The organism is Novosphingobium sp. (assembly GCF_027486195.1).
Classification (GTDB): Bacteria; Pseudomonadota; Alphaproteobacteria; order Sphingomonadales; family Sphingomonadaceae; genus Novosphingobium.
On the sequence record NZ_JAIXPP010000086.1, the window covers coordinates 1 to 25,708 of the forward strand.

A 25,708-nucleotide genomic window follows, 5' to 3' on the forward strand; every position below is an offset into this window, starting at 1 on the left:
AACCGTCAGCGGGTTGTGGGACCTGATCGGCAGGCTCGTCGACATCTTCCAGCCAGACGAATGCGCCAACTACTTCAAATCATGCGGCTATGAACCGGAATGAACGGAAACCGCTCTAACGTGGCAAAGACGTCGTCCAGACCCTCGAGGTGACCTGCGCCATGGTTGGCTATCCGAAGACGATCCGGGTCGACCAGGGCTCCGAGTTCATCAGCCGCGACCTGGACCTGTGGGCCTATGCCAACGACGTCACGCTGGACTTCTCCCGGCCCGGCAAGCCGACAGACAATGCCTACATCGAAGCGTTCAACGGGCGGTTCCGGGCGGAGTGCCTGAACACACACTGGTTCCTGACGTTTGCAGATGCCCGCGAAAAGTTGGAGGAGTGGCGCAGATACTACAACGAGGATCGGCCGCATGGTTCCATCGGCAACAAGCCCCCGATCACGCTGGTAAATCCCGGTGGCGCACCCAGCCCGTCACCGTGATCAAGGCCGGGAAACTCTAACCCCGGGTGGTCCTGAGAATGGTGTAGGATCAGCAAGGCGGAAAACTCTAGACCGGAACGGTCCAAGGTTGGGCAGTAGTGTAGAAGGAGCCGGACTCTACCTCTGAATGGTAACAATCAGGGGCGCACGTCATCTGGTCCGACCGCCTCGACCTCGATGCCGAAAGCCACCTGCCGCTGCACACAAAACTGCAACTGTGTATCTGTGTCCGAATAATGCACAGGGGCCTATCCGAATAATTCAGCGCGGAAACCACCGTCGCGCGAAACGCCTCGAAATCAACAACCCGCGCCAGCACTTCCAGCGAATCGCCATCCGCCGACAACATCATCTTGTGGTCCGATAAGCCGAAAAGCCCCGATTGCCGCATCATTCGATACCATGATACGGAGCGATTGAATCATCCGTCAGCCAATTGGCGAGCGTTGAATAGAAATGTTCATTTGTGAAAAAGTTTCATACTATCTGCTAATAATATCGCCTGGACGCGATTTTTAACTCCAAACTTGGAAAATATGTTGTGGACATGCCATTTAACTGTGTCTTCGCTAATTCTGTGTTTTAGGGCGATCTCGCGATTTGAAAGACCTTCTTTGATCTTCTGGAGAATTGCCAATTCCTTTCTCGTAAGGATAGCATTTTTGATTTCTTTTGATGTGAAGGCAGGATAATCATTTAACTCGATGCGGTGGCTGCCAAAATCCTGATCGCCTGGCAGGAGATCGAGCAGCGGTATCGAGCTTGGTCCTAAAAATTCCAGATATTGACGCTCGTCAAGCAACGTTCGAAAACATCCCTTTCGTGCGGCGATATCGATGGCATCCGCTACGCGTTGCTCGGCAACCGCCAACCTTTCTGTTGCCGCATTGGCGCCTGCGAGGCACATCAGAGCTGAAATTTCCAGCCTGTTCGATTGGCTGCGACGCGCGTGATCCAACGTGGCGCTCGCTAACCGGCTCGACAGATGATGCTTCCCTTTTCGCGCTGCGATACGAGCTTCCGCGAGCGACCTCATGGCGCGTAAACATGGGCCGTGTGATGTCTGAAAAACAGGCTCGCTTTGCGCCGGCAAGATCGCAATGGCCTCGTCGGGGCCATCCAGGACCAGTAGATTGGCCAGGGCAAGACGCGCGAGCACATCAAGACGCGGGAAGGTGCATTCCCTTGCGATCAGGCGCGCTTCCCAAAGGAGTTCGCTGGCGACTCTCCGGTCGCCTTCGCGATTGGCGATGGCTGCCGCAGTACGAAAGGCCGAAAAGAGGAAATCGACCACGCCGTGTTGACGTACGAAATCCAGAATATTATCAACCCGCGAAGCGATACCGTCAAGTTGGTTCGTCTCGTATCGTAGTTCAAGCTCCAGTATTTCCAGGAGATTGGCAGAGAACGGTGTGGCATTGATCTGGGCTATGTTGTCGTTTCGCGCACATCTAAGGCGCTCGGCGGCGCCTTGCATATTGCCCCGCGAAATGTCGCTGTAGATTATCGCGCTGTGAAGCCAGCCGAGCGCATACCGATGGTCGGCGACGATGTTGACGGCGGATGCTTCAATACTCAATTTTTCCAGGTCGTCAAACCGCCGTTCGCTGGCCGCAATAAAACACAGGCATGTGAGGATTGCCCCCCTGGAGACGAGATCAGCATCACCATTCAACTTTATCCATAACTCGCATTGCCGTCTGCTTTCGGCAAGATTGTCCGCGGTTGCTTCGCCGATCGCGGCGACGAGATCGCACCACCACTTCGTCCGCCGCCGGGCCGTTTCGTCGGAAAGGCCGGCGCTGAGGGCGCGAAGTTCCGTCAGCAGCGCGGCCGCCTGTTTCTGGTCGTGACTGAAAATCTGCGCCCAGGCCGATCCGACAATGATCGTTGGGTCAGAGACAGCCTCGGAGAAGCTGCGCCGCCATAACTGGATCTGATCCACCTCGCCTTGGCGCAACGCGATGTCTATCATGCTCGTTGACGCGACCTCGGCCGCAGCGTCCAAATCGCCCGCTCGCAGATAGAGGCTGATACTTTCGCGACTATGACCGCTTGCCCGCTGCCATTGAGCAGCCCGGGCGAACAGTTCCGATTTCAGGCCGTGAAGCTCTACCGCAAACCTGTGCTCGAGAAATTCGCGGAGCAGCGGGTGAAATTCATAACATAACTGTGTTCGGTCCTGTGGGGTAAGCAGCATGCGTTCGGCGGAGAGCTTTTCGATGAAGTAGGCCCCATCGCCCCTGTTGAAAACATGGTTGAAGTAGTCGGCGGAGATCACCCCAAGGATCGAGGCGCGGATGCAGAACTCCCGCACATCACTCGGGAGACTGGCGAGTATGGCGCTGCGAAAATATCGATCCAGATCGCTATCGCGACCGGTAACACGATCGACGACCAGACGTCCCGCAGTTGCATGATTCGTTGAAGCGGCCTGTAACAAAAGGCATAGTGGTTCCGCCCAGCCTAGTGTTCGTTTCCAGAGCAAATGGATGTCCGGTTCCGAGATGAGAATTCCGGGCTCGCCACGCGCGACTGCATTCGCTTCGACAAGCGAGAAGGCGAGCGCATCCGTCCCGACTTCCCGGAGCTGTCGCCGGGCGGCGATGCGCGCAAAGCCGATGCCCGCAGTCGTTGCTGCCACGATCTCGACGTCAGCCGGCGCAGTCAGCATGAAGTCCTCGATCTCGTCCGTCAAATCCGGATGAAACCCGATGTCGTCAAAACAGAGGAGAATAATCGATTTCGTTTGATCAATGAGTTCCTGCAACCAGGCGGCGAGAGCGTGGAGCGTCTGAGGAACGGCGCCCGGAAGCGGTGGAGGGTCATTCCCGGTGGCGCGGTATGCTGCGACTATCTGCGCATGGATGCGCTCTGCGAGCAGACGGGGATTATAATCGCATTCCTTGGCGGACGTCCAGGCCACATAGGCCCCGCCTTGACGGCGATTGGCCCAGAACTGGGCCATCGCGACACTCTTTCCATAGCCAGAAGGCGCGCGAAGGAGGTGGCGGCGTCTAGCTTCATCAGCCATGAACAGGCGCGGGCGCGGAAGGCATCCAGACGCGAGCCTCGCTACCCGTTCATTGACACCATCCATGATCGTCGAACTTCCTCTCCTGCTCTAGCCTGCCTTTTCCGTCGGCTCTCAGCGGCACAACCGAACTCCTATATTACAGAGATTGTCATTCCTGCCAAACCCAGCCGGAACGCTGGTGACCATTCCCCCGCAACGCCTCCGCCGGCGATGTGCAAGGCGGGTCAGATGACGGCCTCCTTCAAAGGGATGGCGGGATTGCTCAGCTTGCTAGGGTCGATATTCGTGCGCGCGCTGATGAATTGCTTACCAACCAGGAAATCCTGTGGCGAATTGATCGCTTCGACGCACTGGATCCGATCGCCCTTCAAATGGAAAATCGCAAAGCCTGCGGCACACGGGGTGCCTCGCAGAAGGACATTGTCGACATCGGTCGCCTGGCCGGCGATCTGCAGTTTCATGTCATATTGGTCGGACCACTGCCAGGGGACTTCGTGGGTCGACGAGGGGCCGCCGACAATGGCGTTGGCGGCCTGTCTGGCTTGTTCGAGTGCATTGGGCACGCTCTCGAGACGAGCGACGTGGGCGTAGTGGGGGATGGGGCGACGGGCGACGTCGCCGATGGCGAAGATGGCGGGATCGGATGTGCGCGCTTCAAGATCGACGAAAATGCCGGCGCCTGTATTCAGCCCGGCATCCCGCGCGATTTCATCATTGGGAACGGCGCCGACGCCGACGAGGACGGCATCGCACGCGATCGTTCGACCATCGTCGAGACGCACACCGCTTACACGCCCATCATGACCTTCGAACCCCGACACGGTGACACCCAGTTCGAAGTGGACGCCCTGTTTCGCATGGTATTCGTGAAAGAAGGTGGAAAGTTCTGGGCAGGCTACGCGGGCGAGCAGCCGCAGGTCGCGCTCAATCACCGTTACTTCCGCTTCAAGCGCTCGTGCGGACGCGGCCACCTCCAGGCCGATGTAGCCGCCGCCGACTATGGCAAGGCGCCGGCCGGCTCGCAGGGCGTTTTTGAGTCGTTCCGCGTCGCCCGCCGTTCTCAATTCCATAACCCCGTCTAGGTCCGACCCCTCTACCTGCAGCTTGATCGGGCGAGCGCCCGTCGCGATGATGAGATAGTCATATTGCAGAACCTCGCCGGTCGAGAGTGTCACCGTCCTGGATTGGCGTTCCAGCTTGTCCGCCCGAATACCCAGGCGCAGGCCGATCTGGGATGCTTCGTAGAACCCGGCCGGTTTCAGGAGTGTCGGAGCTTTACCCGGTTCGGCCCGGAGCGAAGCCTTGGAAAGCGGCGGACGATGGTAGGGAAGGAGGGATTCTTCACCAACGAGCGTTATCAGCCCCTCGAATCCAAGCTGGCGAAGGATGGCTGCCGCCGTTCCGCCCGCGTGGCCCGCCCCCAGAATCACGACATGTTCATCCGCTCGGCCCATAGATGCTCTCTCCTGAAACGCTGTGGTTTGACCGGCAGGGCGATCATTCTGATCTTCAGGCTCATTCGATAGAAAATTCGGATAGGGATAAAACCCCACTTTAGTTGGGTTGTTCCACGAGATGAAGTAGCCAAGAATACAAAGCGGCACGACTTGCCCAAAGTTAGAGACGCAGGAAGTGCGTGCGCATCGAGAGGAAATGTCCATGAGCACAACCATTTTGAGTGACGGCGCGCCTGATCGCTATGTCGACAGGAAGCGTTATCTTTGGGTATTGTCGGTCGTTTGGCCGGCAGCACCGCTAATCGGGCTTTATCTCGTCCACCTGACGGGATGGAGCATCTTCTACGCATTCACTCTGTTCGTCTGGTACGGCGCAATCCCGGTCTTCGACGTCCTCTTCGGCAAGGATCCGAACAATCCTCCCGAAGCGGCAGTTGCCCGCCTCGAGGCAGACCGCTATTATCGAGTTCTCACTTGGCTTACCGTTCCGGTGCACTATGCTTCGCTGATCGGCTGTGCATGGTGGATCACGACGCAGCCGATCGCGTGGTGGGAGGTAGTGGCTCTCGCTTTCTCCCTGGGGATCGTCAACGGGCTGGCGCTGAATACTGGCCACGAACTCGGGCACAAGAAGGAACCCTTCGACCGCTGGATGGCCAAGATCGTTCTCGCCGTGGTTGGCTATGGGCACTTCTTCATCGAGCACAACAAGGGCCATCATCGCGACGTAGCGACTCCCGAAGACCCCGCCACTTCTCGCATGGGCGAGAGCATTTACAAATTTTCGCTCCGCGAAATTCCGGGCGCGTTCCTGCGCGCGTGGAATCTTGAAAAAGTGCGGCTGGAACGTGTCGGAAAGGGTGTCTGGAGCCTCGACAATGAGATCATCCCCCCGCTAATGATTACCTTGGCAGTCTACACCGCGCTTGTTCTGGCTCTCGGTCCCAATCCGAAGTTGCTGGTGTTCCTGCCCATTCAGGTCGCCTTCGGCTGGTGGCAGCTCACCAGCGCGAACTATATCGAGCATTACGGACTGCTGCGCCAGAAGATGGCGGACGGACGGTACGAGCGCGCTCAGCCGCGTCACTCGTGGAACAGCAATCACATCGCGTCGAATCTCATCCTCTTCCACCTTCAGCGGCACTCCGATCACCATGCTCATCCGACGCGCAGCTATCAGTCGCTGCGCGACTTCAAGGGCCTGCCGGAACTGCCCACGGGATATCCGGGCATGTTCTTCATGGCGATGATCCCGCCGATATTCCGGTCAGTAATGGATCCTCGCGTTGTCAAATGGGCCAATGGCGATATCGACAAGATCCAGATTGATCCGGCGCGCAGAAAGCGAATCGCCCGCAAATACGGTGCATCGCAGGGTAGCCGGCTTCCCGTAACATAAGTTCATACCGCAGGCGATCTGACTCGACTCGATCGCCCTTCAGAAGGTCGGACGTTCCTCCCAGTAGCGATGCTGGATGCAAGACCTGGCGACGGCGCCCCAGGCGGCGTCGCCTTTTCTCCGGAATTCGTCCACCGCTTAACGCAGGAAGAAAGCAGCGCGATGACCGAATATAAATGCCCAGACTGCGGCTACATCTACGACGAAGCCAAGGGCAACCCACATGAGGGCTTTGCACCCAACACGACATGGGCGCAAATTCCCGACGATTGGGCATGCCCTGACTGCGCCGTTCGCGACAAGGCGGACTTCATCCCTCTGCTGGCGCAGGGCGCGAGTGCGACGGCGATCGAGGCTTCAACAGACGCCGAACCGTTCGCGAAATGGCACTGCGTGACCTGCGGTCACATCTATGACGAGGCGGTCGGCGACCCGGCGACAGGTCTGCCGCCTGGAACCCGATGGTCCGATGTACCTGCGGATTGGTACTGCCCTGACTGCGGCGCGACGAAAGAAGATTATGAGCGTCTCGACTTCTGATGGGCGCCGGGTGCCGCGCTGTGGCTCTGGTCGCTGCGTCAGCTTGAGGGGAACTCCATGAATATCCAAGCATTCACGCGCGCCATTTCCGACTCGGGCGGCGGCATGAAGGAGGTTCAGTCCCTTTTTGCCTGTCAACGCGAGGCAGCCGAACGGGACAGAGCGCGGTTCGGCCTGCAGGAACGCCTGGATAGCCTGACGCGGCTGAAGAATGCGATCAAGCGGCGCGAAGGCGACATCATCAGGGCGCTAGATGCTGATTTCAGGAAGCCGGAACCTGAGGTGCGGCTGACCGAACTCTTCCCGGTCTATCAGGAGATATCCCACGCCCGGCGGAACCTGAAGTCCTGGTCGAAGCCGCACAGCGTTCGAGGCTCGCTCGGCATGTTCGGCACGACCGCGCAGGTTCGCTACCAACCCAGAGGCGTGTGTCTGATCATCGCGCCCTGGAACTATCCGGTCAATCTGACCTTTGGACCGTTGGTATCCGCCTTGGCCGCCGGTAATACGGTCATGCTCAAGCCGTCCGAGCTGACGCCGGCGACATCAGCCGTCATCCGGCAGATCGTGGAGGAAACCTTCCCGGCGAATCGGGTTGCCGTCTGCGAGGGCGACGCCTCGGTCTCGCAGGCACTGCTCGACCTGCCTTTCGACCACATTTTCTTCACCGGTAGCCCACAGGTCGGCAAGATCGTGATGGCGGCAGCCGCAAAGCACCTGACCTCGGTGACACTCGAACTCGGCGGCAAATCCCCAACGATCGTCGATTCGACAGCCGATATCGACGATGCAGCGCGCAAGATTGTCTGGGGGAAGTTCTCCAACAATGGCCAAACCTGCATCGCACCCGACCACATCTATGTCGCACGCGATCAGGCGAAGCCCCTGGTCGATGCCCTCCGCCGCGAAATCCGGGGCGTATACGGGGAGACGGAGCGCGATCAGAAATGCGGTGCGGATTACGGGCGGATCGTAAATTCTCGGCATTTCGATCGCCTCAGCGCGCTGCTAGACGATGCAACCTCGCGTGGCGCGCTGGTCCTCGAAGGCGGGGTCCGCGATCCGGATCAGAAATATCTCTCGCCAACGCTGATCGGGGGGACCGACCCCGAAATGGCAATTTCGCGGGAAGAAATTTTCGGGCCGATTCTGCCAGTGATCGAATATGACGATATCAGCCGCGTTATCGATACAATCAACACCGGCCCCAAGCCGCTCGCTCTTTATATCTTCAGCAAGCATGCCCCAGCTTGGGAATCAATCATCGAAAGGACCAGTTCCGGCGGTGTTTGTATCAACCAGAACGTCGTCCAGTACCTGCACCCCAATCTGCCGTTCGGAGGGGTCAACAACAGCGGTATCGGAAGCGCGCATGGCTTCCACGGCTTCAAGGCATTCTCGCACGAACGCGCAGTGTTGAGGGACAGGTTCTCTGTTTTGCGGCTTCTGTTTCCGCCCTACACGCCCGCCGTGAAGCGATTGATCGATATTACGGTTCGCATTCTAGGCTGAGCGCCCAGACAGAGAGTGGTCTTGGCACTACAGATCGGAGACATGGATGTTTGATTATATCATAGTGGGTGGGGGATCCGCTGGTTGTTTGCTAGCAGAGCGCTTGTCGGCAAACCCTGACATAAAGGTCTGTCTGCTCGAAGCGGGGCCGCCGGACCGCAGCCCGCTGATCCACATGCCCATCGGGATCGCGCTTCTTTCCAAGAGCAAGACGCTCAACTGGGCCTACGAGACTGAGCCGCAGCCCAACCTCGGCAACCGGAGACTGTTCTGGCCGCGTGGAAAGACACTCGGCGGCTCAAGCTCGATCAATGCAATGGTCTATATCCGTGGTCATCGCGAGGACTATGACGCCTGGGGAGAGGCGGCCGACCCAATCTGGTCCTTCGATAATGTCCTTCCGTTGTTCAAGGCGATGGAGGCGAACGAGCGATTCGGATCCGACGCGCACCACGGCGGTTATGGCGAGCTTCATGTCAGCGATCTTCGGACCGTCAACCGGCTGAGCGAAGCATTCGTGGAGGCTGGGCAAGAAGCGCAGTATTCGCACAACGCCGATTTCAATGGCGACACGCAGGATGGGATCGGCTTCTACCAGGTTACGCAACGCAAAGGGCGGCGTTGGAGTTCCGCCCGAGCCTTTCTGTCAGGCGCAAAAGGGCGGCCTAATCTCCGAATAGTAACCGGAGCGCGGGCAACGCGGATCATTCTGGAAGGGCGCAAAGCTGTCGGGGTGACCTATGCGTCGGGTGACAAGCTCACCGACCTGCGCACCAGGGGCGAGGTCATTCTGTCGGGCGGTGCGATCAATTCACCACAGTTGCTGATGCTTTCCGGCATCGGCGACGCGGCAGAATTAGGGGTGTTCGGCATTCCGGTCGTCGTCGATCTGCCGGCGGTTGGAAAAAACCTGCAAGATCATCTCGACATCACGATCATGCACGAGGCGAGCGATCGCACGCCGATCGGGGTTGCCCCATCATTCATCCCGCGAGCGCTGGCTGGCGCATTATCCTATGTGTTCCAGAGGCGGGGGTTTCTGACGAGCAACGTTGCCGAATCCGGCGGATTCGTCAAAAGCTCACCCTCACAAAGTCGCCCGAACCTGCAGTTTCACTTCCTTCCTACTCTGCTGAAGGACCACGGCCGCCAGATCGCCTTCGGCTATGGCTACACGTTGCATGTCTGCGATCTGTTGCCGAAGAGCCGGGGACGGATCGGGCTAAAGAGCCGGAATCCGCTCGACGATCCCTTGATCGATCCCGCCTATCTCTCGGCTCCCGAAGACATCGAGACGATGGTCTGGGCGGTAAGGATCGGGCGTCAGATCCTGTCGGCGCCGTCGATAGCGACCTTTTCGAAACGCGAGCTGGTTCCCGGATCGTCAATCGAGAGCGAAGCTGACGTCATAGCGGACATCCGCCATCGGGCCGAAACGATCTACCACCCGGTTGGGACATGCCGGATGGGAAGAGATCCGCATTCCGTCGTCGATCCGGCGTTGCGCGTCCGCGGGGTGGAGGGCCTTCGTGTCGTCGATGCCTCCATCATGCCCACCCTCGTCGCCGGGAACACCAACGCGCCAACGATGATGATCGCGGAACGGGCCGCCGAACTCATTCTCGGGAAAACAAGGCTCATGGCGGGCACGGAGGAGGGATCATCCTCCACCGTATCGCTAGGTGCCAGGCAGCGAAGTCAGGTCGGATGAACGGGCATTCCGACGGCTGATCTGGCCGACAAATTACAGACGACGTCCTGCAGTGGCGGCGCATCACAAGGAGAGGAGAATAACATGACCTTCATTCGTAAGCCTGCGGATCCAACGGCTTTGCCGCTTGCCGGAGCATTGTTCCTACTGAGTGCCGTTCTTGCCACGCCCGCTTCCGCGCAGGACTCGCCGAAACTGAAGCGATGGGCTGTCACTGTGAATGCGACCGAGGTTTTTGTGGATGAGAACGCCCCGAACATCACTCTGGCGGGCGCACCTCTACCCGGCTCTAACGTGCGAATTGGAAACGCGACTACGCCGACTCTGGACGTCGGGTATTTTTTTACGCCGAACATCGCCGCCAATGTGTTTTTGGGGGTGCCCGCACCTGCCGAAATCGACGGCACCGGCAGCATCGGACCGCTCGGGACACTGGCCAAGGTCCATTATGGACCAGTAATCCTTTCGGCTCAGTATCATTTCAATAGCCAGGGCAAGCTTCATCCCTATGTGGGAGTAGGCGTCGGCCGTGTCCTGTTCTTCAACAAGCACGACGGAGCATTGAGCGATTTCAACATCCGCGACAGTTGGGCGCCGACTGGGCAATTGGGCGTTCGGTACGAACTCAATAAATCATGGATGCTGAACGCTGACGTTCGGTATGTTCCATTCTCCACGCACGCGTCAGGTTCGCTAGGTGGAGCGCCCGCGCTGACCCGGCTCGACATCGATCCCATTCTGACGAGCGTTGGGGTTACCCTTCGTTTTTGAATATATATTCGAATACATCGCATGGAAAACTATATGTTGACCCTAATGATGCACCGCCCATTGCGTATCCCGCAGGTCATTCAACATATGACGGAGTAAAATGACGATGGTGGAATTGTTGCCTAGTCGATCTAAGGGGGTTGTCAATGGTCTGGGTGAGGAGGCACAGGCCGTCACCTTTAAGATTTGATTTGTGCTCGCCCCGGCAAGCCCCTGCGAAACTGATCTTCCGAGAATGATACTATGACTATTTATACCGCTCCCGTCGCGGATATCTCCTTCCTGCTGCGGCGGGTGTTCGGCTTCGACGCGATCATGGCCAGCCTACCTGGCTATGAGGAGGTGAATACAGAGCTCGCCGTCACTATTATGGAGGAGGCTGGCAAGTTCGCAACCAGTGTACTGGAGCCGCTGAACCGCCCAGGTGACGAGGAGGGCTGCACGCTCGAAAACGGTGTCGTCACCACCCCCAGCGGCGTTGCTGCCGCTTACCTCGCTTTCGCGGAGGCTGGCTGGTGCTCGCTCTCGGGCGACCCTGCCTATGGTGGCCAGGGTCTGCCGCGGGTGCTACAGATTCTGCTCGACGAGATATTGTCCTCGGCCAACCTGTCCTTCGGACTGTTTCCCGGCCTCACCCGCGGGGCGGCAGAAGCCATCGGCCATCATGCTTCAGCGGAATTGAAGGCAGCCTTCCTGCCGAAGATGATCTCCGGCGAGTGGACTGGCGCCATGGCGCTGACGGAGTCCTCCGCCGGAACCGACCTTGGCTTGCTTTCGACCCGGGCCGTGCCGAACGCTGACGGCTCCTTCGCTATCACCGGCACGAAGATTTTCATTTCCTCCGGCGATCAGGATTTCGGCGGCAACATCGTCCATCTGGTGCTTGCCCGCCTGCCGGACGCGCCCAAGGGCGTGAAAGGCATCAGCCTGTTCCTCGCCCCGAAATTCCTGGTGAATGCCGACGGCAGCCTTGGTGCACGCAATTCCATGAGCGTCGGTGCACTGGAGCGCAAGATGGGCATTCATGCGCAGCCCACCTGTTTGATGAACTATGATGGCGCTACCGGCTGGCTGGTGGGACAGCCGGGCCGCGGACTGAATGCCATGTTCACTATGATGAACGCGGAACGGCTGTTCGTCGGCATCCAGGGCCTCGGCATCGCCGAAGCAGCCAATCAGAAGGCCGTCGCCTATGCCAAGGAGCGCCTGCAGGGCGGCGGCAGCGACGGCACGCCAGGCCCAGTGGCAATTATCGACCATCCCGACGTGCGCAAGATGCTGCTGTCGGGGCGCGCCTTCGCCGAAGGCGCGCGCGCCCTCGCGATATGGACGGCGCTGCAGATGGATATCGCCGACCGCCATACGGATGCCGCAGTGCGAAAGGAGGCTGACCTCCTCGTGGCGCTCATGACGCCGGTGGTAAAGGCCGCCTTCACCGATTTCGGCTTCGAGACCGCGGTGGCCTCCCAGCAGGTGCTGGGGGGGCACGGCTACATCCGCGAATGGGGAATGGAGCAGTATGTGCGCGATGCCCGCATCGCCCAGATCTACGAAGGCACCAATGGCGTTCAGGCCATGGACCTCGTGGGACGCAAGCTCGCCCTCGACGGCGGCACGCTGACCCAACGCTTCTTCGCCCTGATCCGCGCAGAACTCGACGCCGCGCTGCCAACCGCCGGTGAAGGGCTGGTGGCGCCCGTGGCGCAAGCCCTGGCGCGGCTGGAGCGGGTGACGCAGCGCCTCGCCGGGAGTGGCGGTGGAGCGGAACTGGGTGCGGCGGCCACTGACTATCTGCGCCTGTTCGCTCTCGTCTCCTTCGGCTGGATGTGGGTGCGCATGGCCGCCGCCGTGCCGGCCCTGGACGAGGCGACGGCTGTGGAAGTGCGCAAGACCGCCCTTGCCCGCTTCTTCGTAGAGCGCATGCTGCCGCAGACGCTCGGCCTGGAAGCCGCACTCGCCAGCGGCGCGTCCTCGCTCATGGCGCTCGACGCCGACGCCTTTTGAAGATCTGGCCGAGACGACCGACGCCCGGAACCCACGCACAAGCACCAAATAATCGGAGGGAAACAATGCTCGGAACCATGATGGACGTGCCGCTGCTGGTGTCAGGGATACTGAGGCATGCTGAGGCGTATCACGGTGACGCCGAAGTCGTATCCGCCACGATGGAAGGCGGCCTCCACCGCTACACCTACGCGGACCTCGCCCGGCGCAGCCGACAGCTCGCGAGTGCGCTCGCGCGCATGGGTCTGGAGACCGGAGACCGCGTCGGCACGCTGGCGTGGAACGACTATCGGCACATGGAACTGTATTACAGCGTGTCCGGGTCCGGCTTCGTGTGCCACACCATCAACCCACGGCTATTCCGCGAGCAGATAGCCTACATCATCGAGCATGCTGGTGACAGCGTGCTGTTCTTCGACCTCACCTTCCTGCCCGTCATCGAGGAACTGGCGGACCAGTTGAATGGCCTGAAGGCGGTGGTGGCGATGACAGACACAGCGCACATGCCTGAATCCGACATCCTCGCGCAGAAGCTGCCAGACCTGAAGTGCTACGAGACCCTCATCGACGGCGAGCAGGACAGCTTCGACTGGCCAAGCTTCGACGAGAACACTGCCTCCGGCCTGTGCTACACCTCGGGCACCACGGGTGACCCCAAGGGCGTGCTCTATTCCCACCGCTCCAGCGTGCTGCACGCTATGGCCATCACTGCGCCGGATGCGCTGGGGCTCTCTGCCAATGACGTGGTGTGCCCCATCGTCCCCATGTTCCATGTAAATGCATGGGGCCTGCCCTTTGCAGTGCCCATGGTGGGCGCCAAGCTGGTACTGCCCGGCGCGCGGCTCGACGGGGCGAGCCTGTACGCATTGTTCGAGGCGGAGGGCGTCTCGTCCACCGCCGGCGTGCCCACCGTGTGGCTCGGCCTCTTGGATTGGATGGACGGCCACGCCAAAGAGTTTACCTCTCTCAAGCGGGTGATCATCGGCGGGTCGGCGGTACCAGCCATCATGATCAGTCGATTTCACCACAAGGGGGTGGAGGTGCGACAGGCCTGGGGCATGACGGAGACCAGCCCTCTGGGCCTTTCCGCGGCGCTGAAGCCCAAGCACCGTCTCCTGCCCGCAGAGGATCGTTTGGCGCTGGAATGCAAGCAGGGCCGGCCGGTGTTCGGCATGGAGTTCCGTGTGGTCGGCGGCGAAGGGCGCGAGGTGACGCACGATGGCAGGAGCTTCGGCTCGATGCTGGTGCGTGGACCGTGGGTGGCCGCGGCCTATTTCAACGCCGCCGCTGGCTCCGCCCACGAGCAGTATCCAGGCTGGTTCGACACCGGCGACGTGGTGACCATAGACAAGGACGGTTTCATCCAGATTGTCGACCGCACCAAGGACGTTGTGAAATCCGGTGGCGAGTGGATCTCCTCAATCGATCTGGAAAACATCGCCCAAGCTCACCCAGCCATAAAGGAGGCGGCCATCGTCGCCCGGCCGGACACCCGTTGGGGAGAGCGCCCGGTGCTGGTGGCAGTGCTGAAGCCCGGTGCCGAATTTAGCCGTGCCGAAATGCGTGCCCATTACAAGGGCAAGACCTCCAAGTGGTGCGTGCCGGATGATCTTATCATCGTTGACGAACTGCCGCACACCGCCACCGGCAAGCTCTCCAAAAAGGACATCCGGCAAATTGTATTGGAAGACCCTCGTACCTTTTCCTCGGAGTGGCGAACATGAGAACGGATTACTTGCAACGTTTGGTGTCCGCGCCTGACGGCGGCGATGTTTGATCGGAATCGGCTTTCTAGACGAAGGGGTGCGGGTCATAGGTGTTGTTCCGAGATAAAACAGTTGATGGCGTCCTGCAGATCGACGACGGAGTGGAATATGCCGTTTTTCAACCGCCGTCGGGTGAGCTTGGCATAGAAGCGTTCGACAGCATTGAGCCATGAGCAAACGTTAGCAAATCCTATCCCGGTTTCCACCAACCCGGCCGCAGGCCAGTCAGTGTCTCCCTCAATCCGAGCGCTTGGTGGTCAGTTCGTATCAATTGCCGGATTTGCCGGTGACGACGCGCCATCGAAGATCCGGGGTGCTTCATATCCGCAAGAACCTCTCGTAAAGAAGGGGTACGACAAAGATGGTGAGCGCGGTCGAGGCAAGCGTACCGAAGATAAGCGAGATGGCGAGGCCGCCGAACACGGGGTCGGGAAGCATGATGGCCGAGCCCAGCACAATGGCAAGCGTAGTCAGCAGGATCGGGCGCAGGCGCACGGCGCCGGCCATGCGGGCAGCCTCCGCGAGAGGCATGCCATGCTTCTGGTTGTCCTGAATGAAGTCGATAATGAGCAGCGAGTTACGGATCACCACGCCGGAGAGTGCGATGATGCCGACGATCGAGGTCGCGGAGAAGTCGGTACCCAGCAGCCAGTGCCCCGGAAAGATACCAATGATCCCGAGTGGCACAGCGGACATCGCGATCAGCGGAATGAGGAACGACTTGTAATAGGCGACGAGCAGGAAATAGACTGCGGTCAGCGCAGCGCCGAGCGCCATCAGCATGTCGCGGTAGATATCGAGCGTCATGCGCATTTCACCATTCCAAAGAAGTTGGTAGCCGTTGATGATATCAGGCGCGGCCTCGCTGAGGCTGAGATTACCGATGGCGAGTGGCTGGCCGTCGGGCGCGTGCATCCTGGACAAGCGGCGGTTAAGATCGAGCACGGCATAGACCGGCACGCTGTGCGAGAGTTCTCCCCCGATGAAGATCACGCGCTCATTGTCCTTACGCTGGATCGGCTTGTCGGCCTCGGTCGGAGTGCGTCGGACGAGTTCGGCCAACGGAATCTGACGTCCCTCCCGACCGGTCACATAGAGACCCTCGAGTTGGGACGGCGCAGGCTGCTCTGCTCGCGGCACATAGGCCCGGATCGGAACGGGATTGCGCTCAGGATCGATATGCGCGCGCCCGACTACCTGACCATCGTAGACGAGGCCCAGGACATTAGCGATATCCGCGGCCGATACGCCGGAAAGTGCCGCTTTTTCACGGTCTGGCACGAAGCGCCATTGCGCCACGTCGGTGGGCTCGCTGTTTGAGATATCGACCATGTCGTAGGTCTTGGCAAACTCGGCTTCGACCTGTTTAGCCAGTCGACGCAGGCCTACCAGATCCTCGCCGTGTAACTCCGCCAATACCGTGGCGCGCACAGGCGGCCCCGGCGGATCTTCGACCAGCCTCACCTGGGCGCCCGGATAACGGGCACGGATGGCATCGACCTTCGTGCGCAACTCGCGAACAAGCATGATCGAACTTTCCGAACGATGTTGCTTGTCCACAAGGTTGACGCGGATTTCGGCGACATTCTCGCCCGTTCGAAGCGAGCTGCCCTGCATCAGCCCATTGAAATCCGGGACGCCGGCCTGTCCGATCCAGTTCTGATAGTTCGTCACCAGCGGATCAGCGGCAAGAAGTCCGTCGATCTCATGGACCATCCTGGCCGTGTTTTCGACCGGGCTGGCTTCGACCATGGTGATGACGATGTTGAAGGTGTTCTTGTTGTCCTTGGGCAGAAAGCCCATGGCGACGCCGAGCGGGGGCACTGGCCCGCCCACGCCGGATGGGCGGATGAACTGCCAACCGCCTTGCGCCGCCGATAGGAGCAGAGCGAGGATTGCACCGATCATCAGGGCCCGGCGCGCGCTCGAACGCTCCTGCAACGGCTTGATCAGCCAGAGATAGACGTCCCGCAACTTGTCGGGCTTGCGCTCCTCATGGGTGTTTGCCTCTGATTCTGCCTCGCTTCCATCATCCAATATGCCGCCGGTCGGAGCCGGTCGCTTGACCCAGCGGTTCGCCGCCCATGGGGTGACGATATAGGCGACGACGATGGAGGCGAGCATCGCGATCGGGACATTGTAGGCGATGGGGTAGAAATAATCGCCAGCCATGCCGGTCACGAGCAGCAGCGCCGCGAACACCAGCATCACGGCAAAGGTCGCGAGATTGGTGGCGCCGCCGATTTCGTTGGTGGCGAGGACGGTCACGTCCTCCTTCGCGGCCGTAGAGTGGCCATGATAATGGCGGTGGATGTTCTCGATGACGACGATCGACGCATCGACCAGCAAGCCCAGCGCCAGGATCAGCGCGAACAGAGTGATGCGGTTGATCGTCACCCCGCCAAGCAGATCGGCGCCAAGGGTGATCGAGAAGATGACGGGCACCGTCACCGAAACGATCAGCGCCTCGCGCCAGCCGAGGAACAGCAGCATGATGAAGCTGACGGTGATGAGCGCGATCGCCAGATGCTCCATCAGCCCGTCGACGGCCTCGTCGGCTTTCTGGCCGTCGTCCCGGGTGGTGACGACATGGACCGCGCGGGGGATGAAGCTCGCCTGCATCCGTTCGACTCGGTTGGCCACGGCTTCGGACACGGTGACGGCATTCTCACCCTTTTTCTTCGCCACGGCGATGGTGACCGCGGGCATTTCGCCTTCGCCCAGCTTGGCGCGAGGGTCGCCAGCCGCGAAGGCGAAGCGGCTGAGATGCATGATCTCGTCGCGCGGGCCGTCCGACACCGTGGCGACATCGCCGATCTTGATCGTGCGGCCGTTGCGCACGCCGATCACCAAGTCACGAACCGCTGCCGCCGATCCCAGTTCGCCGGCATAGCGTAGTCGTTCGAGTTTGCCCGCCTCCACCGGTCCCGACAGGTTAAGGCCTACATCGGAGGCGGCCAACGCTCCACGCGCTTCGGCGAGCGATATCGAGAAGGCTTGGAGCCGGACCGGATCGAAGGCGACATCAATCTCGCGGTTGCGGCCACCATAGACGGACACCACCGAGACGCCTGGCGTGCTCCGAAGCCGTTCGGCCACCGAATCCGCCAGTCGCTTGAGTCCGTAATCGTCATAGGTGGGGGAAGCGAGCGTCACGGTGACGATGGGCACGTCGTCGGCGTCGACGGCCTGGATCAACGGGATACCCGCGTCCGCTGGAAGCCGGCCACGGTTGGCGATCACCCGGTTGTAAAGCTTGACCAGCGAATCTTCGGGCGGCTGGCCGACCTTGAACTGGACCTGCACCATGCCGACGCCGGGCTGGGCCACGCCATAGCTGTGATCGACGCCGGTCATTTCGCTGAGCACGCCTTCGAGTGGAGCGACCACCAGCCGGTCCACCTCCTCGGCAGTCGCGCCAGGCAGCGCCACTGTCACCATCGCGCCCGGTACCACGATTTGGGGATTTTCCTCGCGCGGGGTCAGCGCTACGGCCAGCGTTCCCAGCAGCAGCGAGGCGAGCAGGAAGACGATGGTCAGCTTGGAAGTGATGAACGTCTTTGCGAGGCGGCCCGCGAGATTGAGCGGGGCTTCTGTCATCGCGCCGCTCCGTCGGCAAGGCGCGCGCCGTCTCGGACAGTCGGGTCGACGCGGGCCAGGATGCGCTCGCCTGTCGAGAGGCCGGAGGTCACGACGACACGATCACCAACAGGGTCGCCCAGCCGCACCCATCGGAAGGTGACGCGCTGGTCCTTGCCGACCACGAACACGCCGGTCAGCCCGCCGCGATCGGCGACCGCGGCGGCAGGGACGGAAACAGCGCTTCCGCTATTGCCCTGGTCGCCCACCGAAGGAAGCCGGACACGTCCGAACATGCCTGGCATGATCCCGCTATCGGCGGGAAGGACGACCTCAACTGTATAGCGCCGCGTCGCGGGATCGGCCGAGGGGACGACGCCCCGGACCCGGCCGGTCACGGGGCGATCCTCTCGCCCGTCGAGCAGCACCGGAACCGTCGAGCCGGGCGCGAATAGCCCGAGGCTCGCCTGGGGAGCGGCAAAGCGGAACAATAGTCGACCCCGGCTTTCCACGGTCACCAGCGGCGAACCGGGCATCACCATGTCGCCGTCGTGAATCTGCCGGGAGACGACGACACCGTCGATCGGGCTGACGATGGAGGTATAGCTGCGATCCGCTTGCGCTGTGGCGAGCGCCGCCTGTGCTTGGGCGACTCCGGCCACCGCCGCGTCGTTGCGGAGCTGCTCCTTGCGATAGGCATCCGTTGCGAGGGCCCCGCTCTGGGCGAGTGGTGCATCGCGCGCGACGTCGCCACGTGCGTCATGCTGCTCGGCGAGAGCCGCATCCAGCCCGGCGCGTGCGCGGCGAACCGCGGCCTCGGCTTGCCGGGCGTCTATGGTCGCCAGGATCTGTCCGCGCCTGACAGGCTGGCCATCGTAGAGACCTGCCGCACGGATCGTACCCGAAGCGCGAGCGACGAGTTGTGCCCGGTCATCGGCTTCGACGGTGCCGCTTGCCGTGGCGCCGTCCATCGATGCCGCCGGAGAAGCGGTCGTCACCGGAAGATCGACCGCCGGAGGTTCCGCCGATTGCGACGCTTCGTGTCCGCTGCCGCAACCTGCGAGCAGCAATGGGAGTGACAGGGCAAGCGCCTTCATCGGCGGGAAATCGCGGCCCATGTCAGGCCTCCACCGTCGCGGGTTGGATCAGGGCTAGGAACCGCGCCACCACCCGATCCACTGTGTCGGCTGTCTCGCTTTCTCCGGTCAGCCCGGGCGCTAGAGGCAGAACCAGTACTTGCCCCAGGGCGAAGCCGACTAGCGACAGCGCGACTTCCCTGGCGGGCACGTCCAACCTGCCTTTCCGCACTGCCGCGACGATGGAATGAAACGGCTTTTGGAGCACTGTGCGCGAAAGGGCGGCGATGCGGGCTTCGTCCCCGTCCAGCAATTCCCGATAAAGCAGACGGGCGAAGATCCGGTCGGTCATGAGCATCTGGACGAACCATCGAACGAAGGCTTCGATCTGGTTCGAGGGATGCCGGGCCAGCCACGCATCCAGCTCCTGGGCGCGGGCCTCGAACACCGAGGCAAGCGTGGCCTCGATCAGGTCGGCCTTGTCCCGGAAATGGTAATAGAGGTTGGCCTGCGTCACGCCGACCAGCTTGGCGATGTCCCGCATCGACACGGCCTTATAGCCGCGCTCCGCGAACAGGCGGGCGGCTGTGTCGAGCAGTTGGGATCGCATATCGGACATCAGAAAAGCTCACTTGTTGAACGACCGTTAAGTGCGCTAGTAAGCGATTCGCCGATGGCTGTCCAGCGGGCTTGTGCCGAGGCGATCCGAACCGGAGATTCTGCCAATGCGTGTGCTTCCTCTTGTCCCGCCGCTCCTGCTGATACCGATGCTCGGTGGATGCATGATGGGGCCGAATTTCCATGGGGCACCGCCGCCGCCGGCTTCGATGAGCAAGACCTTCGTGCGCGCCGATCAGGCCGCGATGCCGGTACCGCCGCAATTGACGCCATGGTGGCGGACCTTGAACGACCCGCTTCTCGATCAGCTGATCACACGCGCGCTGTCTTCGAACCCGTCCATCGAGGTGGCCGAAGCGCGCGTCCGACAGGCGCGATCCCAGATGCGCGGCGCGCGCGCGGCCCTGGCGCCGGTTGTCGGCGCCGGGGCCGGTGCGGGGAATATCCAGGCACCGGGGTTGGTGACGGGCGGAGAGGCCAAATCCTCGTCGCTGTTCCTCGCGGGGTTCGACGCGCTGTGGGAGATTGATCTCTTCGGCGGCGCGCGACGGAACATCGAGGCGACGCGCGCGCAATTCGGCGCGGCGCAAGCCGATGCGGACGATACGCGTCTCACTCTGACTGCAGAGATCGCGCGCCAATATATCGCGCTGCGCGCAAGCCGGCAGCGTCTGGAGATTGCCCGCTATTTGCTCACCAACCAGCAGAAGATCGCCGATCTCACCGCGCAGCTCGAAGGGGCGGGCAAGGTGTCGCGTATCGAGCGCGAGCAGACCGACCGCGGCGTGGAGGCCAGGCGACAGACGGTTGCTGCCCTGGAAGCGGAAGTGAACGATCACAAGGACGCGATCGCCGTGCTGGCGGGAGAGGCACCGGGTGCGCTCGACACCATGCTCGATGGGCCCGGCACGGTTCCGCTTCCTCCGGTCGAGGTGGCGGTAGGCGATCCTGCGGCCATGCTTGCACGGCGTCCCGACATCAGGGCAGCCGCGCAACGTCTTCACGCCGCAAACGCCGGTATCGGCGTGGCGGAAGCTGCCCGGATGCCCAGGGTCAGCCTTGCCGGCGTAGTCGGTCTTGGCGGCGCGCTGAAGGGCGATATCACGAGTGCGGACAATCTCTGGTCGGTCGCGGGCCCGACGATCCAGTGGAATCTGGCCGACTTCGGGCGCGGGCGGGCAGGTGTGGATCAGGCTGTCGCCGGTCGCGATGAGGCTGCAGCAGGGTATCGCGCCACGGTGCTCGCCGCCCTCCAGGATGCGGAGGGCTCGCTCAACCGGTTCGGCGAAGCCCGCAAGATGTTTGCGATGCAGGCGCGCAATGGCCTATCAGCCGTTCACAGCAATGACCTTGTCCAGCAATCCTGGCGCGTGGGGCGATCTTCCGCGCTCGTGGCTCTGGCCGCCGAAAATGAGCAATTGGCGGCAGAAGATCTCCTGGTCCAGGCTCGCATGGCTCTGACAACGCAGTTTGTTGCGCTCCAAAAGGCGTTGGCGATGGGGGTGAACTGATAACCGTCGAGTCTGGGAGATGATAACGGATTGTATATCATCTTCTCTGGCGGCTGCATGTTACATGGTATTTGATGCGGGTGATCTCGTGTTCGTCGGCTTTTGCATCGTAAGAGCGGTGTCTCACACCCACCTTGTGCGTGTGGGGGTGAGTGCTGTGGCGCGTCGCCATGGGTTGGATCCGTCGCAGATTTGCGCCTGGCGCAAGAACTTGCATCGGCAGTTGGTGGACCACAGATTGGCGCCGTTAGCGGCAGAGCCGGTCTCCGAAACGTTTGTGCCAGCACTGATCGAACCGACCGTTCCACCGGCACCTGCCGCTTCTCCAACTCCGGCGCGACGCGGCAAGCGGCGACGGCCATGGAACTGGAGATCGACGGCGTTGCGGTGAAGATCGCGAGTGGCGCCGATGCTGGAATGATTGCGGCCGTGATCGAAGCGGAGGGCATAGCGTGGAAAGTACGCTAAACAACGCTAAGCGAGAACGCATGGCGAACGCTCGATGCGAACGGACGGGCGCTTAATCAGGCGGGCCGTTCGATTCCCATCCTACGCATTTCGCGATAAATGGTCGATCGGCCGATGCCGAGTTGCCGCGCTGCTTCGGTAGGCGAGATACGAGCTTCGACCAGCTTGATGGCCGCATCCACTTTGGACATGTCCAGCGGCTGACGGCCAGGCTGTTTGCCCTTAGCACGGGCGGCGGCAATACCATCTCTGGTTCGCTCAGAAATCAGCCGTCGCTCAAAATGGGCGATGGCCCCAAACACATGGAAGATGAGCTCGCCGGCAGCTGACGAAGTGTCGATCTTTTCTTCAAGGCTCAGGAGCGCGATGCCCTGACCGCGTAGCGTCTCAACCGTGGTGAGAAGTTCGGCAAGCGAGCGCCCAAGCCGATCGAGGCGGACCACCGCCAGCGTGTCACCCTTGCGGGCATAGGCGATTAGCTCAGCCAGACCGGGCCGTTCCATGCTCTTACCTGAAATGACATCGGTGAAGATTTTGATGGCGCCAGCCTTCTCCAGACGCATGGTCTGGCCCGCAACGTCCTGATCGCCGGTGCTGACGCGGGCATAGCCCAGAATATCACCCATGCCGCACGTCTCCCAAACGGTCGTTCTGTGGACGCTATGGAGGGCAGCCGCTGCGCCCCACCCATATCCGTCCACATACTATGTCTCTTTACTCCTCGCTGTCCATAGGCCCAGATGACCTTTTGTGGACAGGAAACGGCATGACGAAGCGCAAGCATCAACTCCTGACCGAGAGCGAACGCGATCAGATACTCGCCATCCCGACCGATCGCGACCATTTGGCCCGGCTCTATACCTTCGAGCCTTCCGATATCGAGATCATCGGCGCGCGACGGGAGCGACGGAACCAGTTGGGCGTGGCGCTGCAACTCGCGCTCCTGCGGCACCCGGGCATCACGCTTGCGCAGTTGATACAGGACAGGGGAGCAATACCCCATGATCTCGCCGCTTTCGTCGCGGAGCAACTTGGTCTGCACGTAACCGAGCTGGCCAACTATGCGGCGCGGGATCAGACAATGACGGATCATGCCCGTGAGCTGGCGGCGCGTTTGGGGCTTCGGGGGCCAACCCGCGCCGATATTCCCTTCATGGTCGAGGCGGCCGCGAGAACGGCATGGGCGACCGACAAGGGGATGACGATTGCGATGGGCGTGGTCACCGCCCTGCGCGAGGCCCGGATTTTGCTGCCGTCCATCTCCACCATCGAACGCGCCAGCAGCGCGGGACGTGCCCGCGCGCGCAAGCAGGCCGCCCACGCCCTGATCGCCGATCTCAGCGCCGAACAGGTCCAGGCCCTCGATCAGCTCTTCGACGCCGCCGGCGGCATGAGCCATCTCGCCTTGCTTAAGACCATCCCCGTCGCGGCCAAGCCCGATCACGTCCGCCAGATCCTCGACCGTCTGAGGCAGGTGCGGAAGATCGGCATTTCCCCCGACGTCGCGGGCCGCATCCACGCGGACCGATTTCGGCAATATGTCAGGGAAGGCCGTGCGTCGCCTGCCTATATGATCGAGCGCTATATTCCCTCCCGGCGACGCGCCACGCTCGTTGCCTTCCTGCTCGATCTTGAAGAACGGCTGACGGACAGCGCCCTGGAGATGGCGGACAAGCTGATCGGCGGCATCTTCACCCGCGCGAAGAACGCCCAGGCGCGCAGCTATGCCGCCACGTCGAAGAACGTGGCCCGGCTGATGCTGATCTTCCGCAGGACGATCGACGCGCTCACCGATGCAGTCGATACTGGCGAAGATCCTATGGAGGTCCTGGATGCCTCAGTAGGATGGCACACCCTCCTGAAGGCCAGACCGGAAGTGGCGACGATCGCGGAAACCGCCAATCTTGATCCGCTGAGGGTCGCGGCCGACCGCTATGCGACGTTGCGCAAGTTCGCCCCTGATCTGCTTGAAGCGCTGCAGTTCAGGGCCGGAAAGGGCAGCGCGAAAACGATTGCCGCTATCGAGATGCTGCGCGACCTCAATAGGTCGGGCAAGCGCGATCTGCCTGCCGACGCTCCGATGCCCTTCCGCAAGGAATGGCAGAAAATCGTCATGGGCGATGACGGCAAGATCAATCGGCGGCTCTGGGAAATCGCGACTATCGCGCATCTGCGCAACAAGCTGCGCTCCGGTGATGTCTGGGTGGAACGATCGACGGGATACCGCCAGTTCGACAGCTACCTGCTAAGCGAACCGAAGGCCAAGCCGATCGTGTCGGCTCTTGGTCTGCCACCCACAGCCGGCGAATGGCTCGAACAGCGGGGCCGCGAACTGGACTGGCGGCTGAAGAAATTCGCCCGGAGCCTGAAGCGCGACGCTCTGGAGGGTGTGCGATACCGCGACGGCCGCCTCCAGATATCCCCCGTTCGCACGATCGCAACGCCCGACGCCGAAGCCCTGGCCGACCGGCTCGATGCGATGATGCCACGCATCCGTATCACCGAACTGCTACATGAGGTGGCGCAGGAAACTGGCTTTCTTTCGGCGTTCACCAACCTGCGCACCGGCGAGCTATGTCCCAATGAAAATGCGCTGCTCGCCACGATCCTCGCCGACGCCACCAATCTCGGCCTGTCGCGCATGGCCGCCGCGAGCCAGGGCGTCACGCGCGATCAACTCCTATGGACCCATGACGCCTATATCCGCGACGAGAGCTACCGCGCGGCGCTCGCCGTCCTCATCAACGCGCACCACCGCCTGCCATTCTCGCGGGTATGGGGCGACGGCACAACGTCCAGTTCCGATGGTCAGTTCTTCAGGGGCGCGAAGCGCGGCGCATCGGGCGGCGACATCAACGCCCGCTATGGCGTCGATCATGGCTTCAGCTTCTACACCCATGTTTCCGATCAGCGCGGGCCCTACCACGTCAATGTGATCTCGGCCGCCACGCATGAAGCGCCCTATGTCCTCGACGGCCTCATCAGCCATGGCACCGATCTCAGGATCGTCGAGCATTACACCGACACCGGCGGAGCGACCGATCATGTCTTCGCCCTGTGCGCGATGCTGGGATTTCGCTTCTGCCCGCGCCTGCGCGACTTTCCGGACAGGCGGCTTGCGCCGATCGCGCCGGTTTCGGCCTATCCGTCCATCGCCCCGTTGTTGGGCAAGCGTATCCGCACCGACATCATCAATGAACAATGGGACGACGTGCTGCGCCTCGTGGGGTCGATCAAGGCTGGCCACGTCGCGCCGTCGGTCATGCTGCGAAAGCTCGCCGCCTACGAACGGCAGAACCAGCTCGACGTCGCACTACAGGAGATCGGCAAGATCGAACGGACCCTGTTCATGCTGGACTGGCTTGAAAATCCCGATCTGCGCCGGCGATGCCATGCCGGCCTTAACAACAGCGAGCAGCGCCATGCCCTGACGCAAGCGATCTACACCTTCCGCCAGGGCCGCATCATCGACCGCAGCCATGAAGCTCAACAATATCGGGCATCAGGCCTCAACCTAGTCATCGCGGCGATCGTCTATTGGAACACGATCTACATGGCCGACGCCGCCCAGCATCTGCGATCGGCAGCGGCCCCGGTCCCCGATGATCTGCTTGTCCATACGTCGCCGGTTGGCTGGGAGCATATTGCCTTTTCCGGCGATTTCCTCTGGGATCGAGCCGCCGCTTCCGCTGGCCGCAAGGCCCTCAATCTTCCGCCGGACAGCCGCGCCGCCTAAGCGTTCCTCGGTTGTTCTCCCTTAGCGTTGTTTAG

15 protein-coding genes and 4 pseudogenes are annotated in these 25,708 nt (G+C 61.4%); 12 read left to right on the forward strand and 7 right to left on the reverse strand.

The genetic code is table 11. From position 1 onward, the window contains the following. A pseudogene (locus tag Q0071_RS15405) lies at positions 1 to 103 on the forward strand (IS630 family transposase); the annotation flags it as partial. A 22-nt stretch (positions 104 to 125) separates the two neighbouring features. Beyond that, positions 126 to 488 (forward strand): annotated as a pseudogene (locus Q0071_RS15410) (integrase core domain-containing protein); the annotation flags it as partial. Between the two features lie 460 nt (positions 489 to 948). Here the strand turns inward: Q0071_RS15410 and Q0071_RS15415 are convergent. Then, a complete protein-coding gene (locus Q0071_RS15415) occupies positions 949 to 3,522 on the reverse strand; it encodes a LuxR C-terminal-related transcriptional regulator (protein ID WP_228383949.1) in 2,574 nt (857 codons plus the stop codon). 227 nt (positions 3,523 to 3,749) lie between these two features. Then, positions 3,750 to 5,186 (reverse strand): FAD-dependent oxidoreductase, encoded by a 1,437-nt coding sequence (locus Q0071_RS15420; RefSeq protein ID WP_202189422.1) that lies wholly within the window; start codon positions 5,184 to 5,186, stop codon positions 3,750 to 3,752. Between Q0071_RS15420 and Q0071_RS15425 the strand changes: the two genes are divergently transcribed. The 8 genes and pseudogenes from Q0071_RS15425 (at position 5,185) to Q0071_RS15460 (ending at position 14,643) form a co-directional block, all read left to right on the forward strand. Next, positions 5,185 to 6,381 carry an alkane 1-monooxygenase gene (locus Q0071_RS15425; protein WP_202189423.1) on the forward strand — a complete coding sequence of 399 codons (1,197 nt, stop codon included), beginning with the start codon at positions 5,185 to 5,187 and terminating at the stop codon, positions 6,379 to 6,381. The genes Q0071_RS15420 and Q0071_RS15425 overlap by 2 nt on opposite strands. A 162-nt stretch (positions 6,382 to 6,543) precedes the next feature. Next, positions 6,544 to 6,693: pseudogene (locus Q0071_RS15430) on the forward strand (rubredoxin); the annotation flags it as partial. Between the two features lie 36 nt (positions 6,694 to 6,729). Next, a complete protein-coding gene (locus tag Q0071_RS15435; RefSeq protein WP_202189424.1) occupies positions 6,730 to 6,921 on the forward strand; it encodes a rubredoxin in 192 nt (63 codons plus the stop codon). A gap of 57 nt (positions 6,922 to 6,978) precedes the next feature. Next, positions 6,979 to 8,433 carry an aldehyde dehydrogenase family protein gene (locus Q0071_RS15440; RefSeq protein ID WP_040110215.1) on the forward strand — a complete coding sequence of 485 codons (1,455 nt, stop codon included), beginning with the start codon at positions 6,979 to 6,981 and terminating at the stop codon, positions 8,431 to 8,433. Positions 8,434 to 8,479: 46 nt separating this feature from the next. After that, positions 8,480 to 10,144, forward strand: a complete 1,665-nt coding sequence (locus Q0071_RS15445; RefSeq protein ID WP_052209042.1) for a choline dehydrogenase — start codon at positions 8,480 to 8,482, stop codon at positions 10,142 to 10,144. An 84-nt stretch (positions 10,145 to 10,228) separates the two neighbouring features. Continuing rightward, positions 10,229 to 10,915 carry an OmpW family outer membrane protein gene (locus Q0071_RS15450; protein ID WP_052209043.1) on the forward strand — a complete coding sequence of 229 codons (687 nt, stop codon included), beginning with the start codon at positions 10,229 to 10,231 and terminating at the stop codon, positions 10,913 to 10,915. A gap of 243 nt (positions 10,916 to 11,158) precedes the next feature. Next, entirely contained in the window at positions 11,159 to 12,919 is a 1,761-nt protein-coding gene (locus tag Q0071_RS15455; RefSeq protein WP_040110216.1) for an acyl-CoA dehydrogenase C-terminal domain-containing protein, read from the forward strand. 65 nt (positions 12,920 to 12,984) lie between these two features. Continuing rightward, positions 12,985 to 14,643: a long-chain-fatty-acid--CoA ligase gene (locus Q0071_RS15460; RefSeq protein ID WP_040110217.1), complete on the forward strand. Its 1,659-nt coding sequence runs from the start codon at positions 12,985 to 12,987 to the stop codon at positions 14,641 to 14,643. A 5-nt stretch (positions 14,644 to 14,648) separates the two neighbouring features. On the opposite strand, the pseudogene Q0071_RS15465 reads toward Q0071_RS15460, so the two are convergent. From Q0071_RS15465 to Q0071_RS15480, 4 genes and pseudogenes are all read right to left on the reverse strand, one after another. Beyond that, a pseudogene (locus tag Q0071_RS15465) lies at positions 14,649 to 14,861 on the reverse strand (IS630 family transposase); the annotation flags it as partial. A gap of 142 nt (positions 14,862 to 15,003) precedes the next feature. Continuing rightward, on the reverse strand, positions 15,004 to 18,285 hold the full coding sequence (locus Q0071_RS15470) for an efflux RND transporter permease subunit (protein ID WP_040110218.1): 3,282 nt from the start codon (positions 18,283 to 18,285) through the stop codon (positions 15,004 to 15,006). Beyond that, positions 18,282 to 19,382, reverse strand: coding sequence for an efflux RND transporter periplasmic adaptor subunit (locus tag Q0071_RS15475; protein ID WP_052209044.1), 1,101 nt, complete (start codon positions 19,380 to 19,382; stop codon positions 18,282 to 18,284). The genes Q0071_RS15470 and Q0071_RS15475 overlap by 4 nt, the downstream gene beginning before the upstream one ends. A gap of 1 nt (position 19,383) precedes the next feature. Next, positions 19,384 to 19,959, reverse strand: coding sequence for a TetR/AcrR family transcriptional regulator (locus Q0071_RS15480; RefSeq protein WP_052209045.1), 576 nt, complete (start codon positions 19,957 to 19,959; stop codon positions 19,384 to 19,386). 148 nt (positions 19,960 to 20,107) lie between these two features. Between Q0071_RS15480 and Q0071_RS15485 the strand changes: the two genes are divergently transcribed. Beyond that, positions 20,108 to 21,469, forward strand: a complete 1,362-nt coding sequence (locus Q0071_RS15485) for an efflux transporter outer membrane subunit (protein ID WP_264424975.1) — start codon at positions 20,108 to 20,110, stop codon at positions 21,467 to 21,469. Positions 21,470 to 21,993: 524 nt separating this feature from the next. Here Q0071_RS15485 and Q0071_RS15490 read toward each other — a convergent pair. Next, a complete protein-coding gene (locus tag Q0071_RS15490; RefSeq protein WP_011607925.1) occupies positions 21,994 to 22,563 on the reverse strand; it encodes a recombinase family protein in 570 nt (189 codons plus the stop codon). A gap of 140 nt (positions 22,564 to 22,703) precedes the next feature. Between Q0071_RS15490 and Q0071_RS15495 the strand changes: the two genes are divergently transcribed. Further along, positions 22,704 to 25,673, forward strand: coding sequence for a Tn3 family transposase (locus Q0071_RS15495; protein ID WP_053556553.1), 2,970 nt, complete (start codon positions 22,704 to 22,706; stop codon positions 25,671 to 25,673). Positions 25,674 to 25,708 lie beyond the last annotated feature (35 nt).

What these genes read in the sequence shown, in the direction of transcription:
- Q0071_RS15445 (WP_052209042.1), top strand. Translation starts at nt 8,480, where the DNA reads ATGTTTGATTATATCATAGTGGGTGGGGGATCCGCTGGTTGTTTGCTA.
- Q0071_RS15415 (WP_228383949.1), bottom strand. Translation starts at nt 3,522, where the DNA reads ATGGCTGATGAAGCTAGACGCCGCCACCTCCTTCGCGCGCCTTCTGGC.
- Q0071_RS15475 (WP_052209044.1), bottom strand. Translation starts at nt 19,382, where the DNA reads ATGGGCCGCGATTTCCCGCCGATGAAGGCGCTTGCCCTGTCACTCCCA.
- Q0071_RS15425 (WP_202189423.1), top strand. Translation starts at nt 5,185, where the DNA reads ATGAGCACAACCATTTTGAGTGACGGCGCGCCTGATCGCTATGTCGAC.
- Q0071_RS15455 (WP_040110216.1), top strand. Translation starts at nt 11,159, where the DNA reads ATGACTATTTATACCGCTCCCGTCGCGGATATCTCCTTCCTGCTGCGG.
- Q0071_RS15440 (WP_040110215.1), top strand. Translation starts at nt 6,979, where the DNA reads ATGAATATCCAAGCATTCACGCGCGCCATTTCCGACTCGGGCGGCGGC.
- Q0071_RS15485 (WP_264424975.1), top strand. Translation starts at nt 20,108, where the DNA reads ATGCTCGGTGGATGCATGATGGGGCCGAATTTCCATGGGGCACCGCCG.
- Q0071_RS15470 (WP_040110218.1), bottom strand. Translation starts at nt 18,285, where the DNA reads ATGACAGAAGCCCCGCTCAATCTCGCGGGCCGCCTCGCAAAGACGTTC.
- Q0071_RS15495 (WP_053556553.1), top strand. Translation starts at nt 22,704, where the DNA reads ATGACGAAGCGCAAGCATCAACTCCTGACCGAGAGCGAACGCGATCAG.
- Q0071_RS15420 (WP_202189422.1), bottom strand. Translation starts at nt 5,186, where the DNA reads ATGGACATTTCCTCTCGATGCGCACGCACTTCCTGCGTCTCTAACTTT.
- Q0071_RS15480 (WP_052209045.1), bottom strand. Translation starts at nt 19,959, where the DNA reads ATGTCCGATATGCGATCCCAACTGCTCGACACAGCCGCCCGCCTGTTC.
- Q0071_RS15450 (WP_052209043.1), top strand. Translation starts at nt 10,229, where the DNA reads ATGACCTTCATTCGTAAGCCTGCGGATCCAACGGCTTTGCCGCTTGCC.
- Q0071_RS15490 (WP_011607925.1), bottom strand. Translation starts at nt 22,563, where the DNA reads ATGGGTGATATTCTGGGCTATGCCCGCGTCAGCACCGGCGATCAGGAC.
- Q0071_RS15460 (WP_040110217.1), top strand. Translation starts at nt 12,985, where the DNA reads ATGCTCGGAACCATGATGGACGTGCCGCTGCTGGTGTCAGGGATACTG.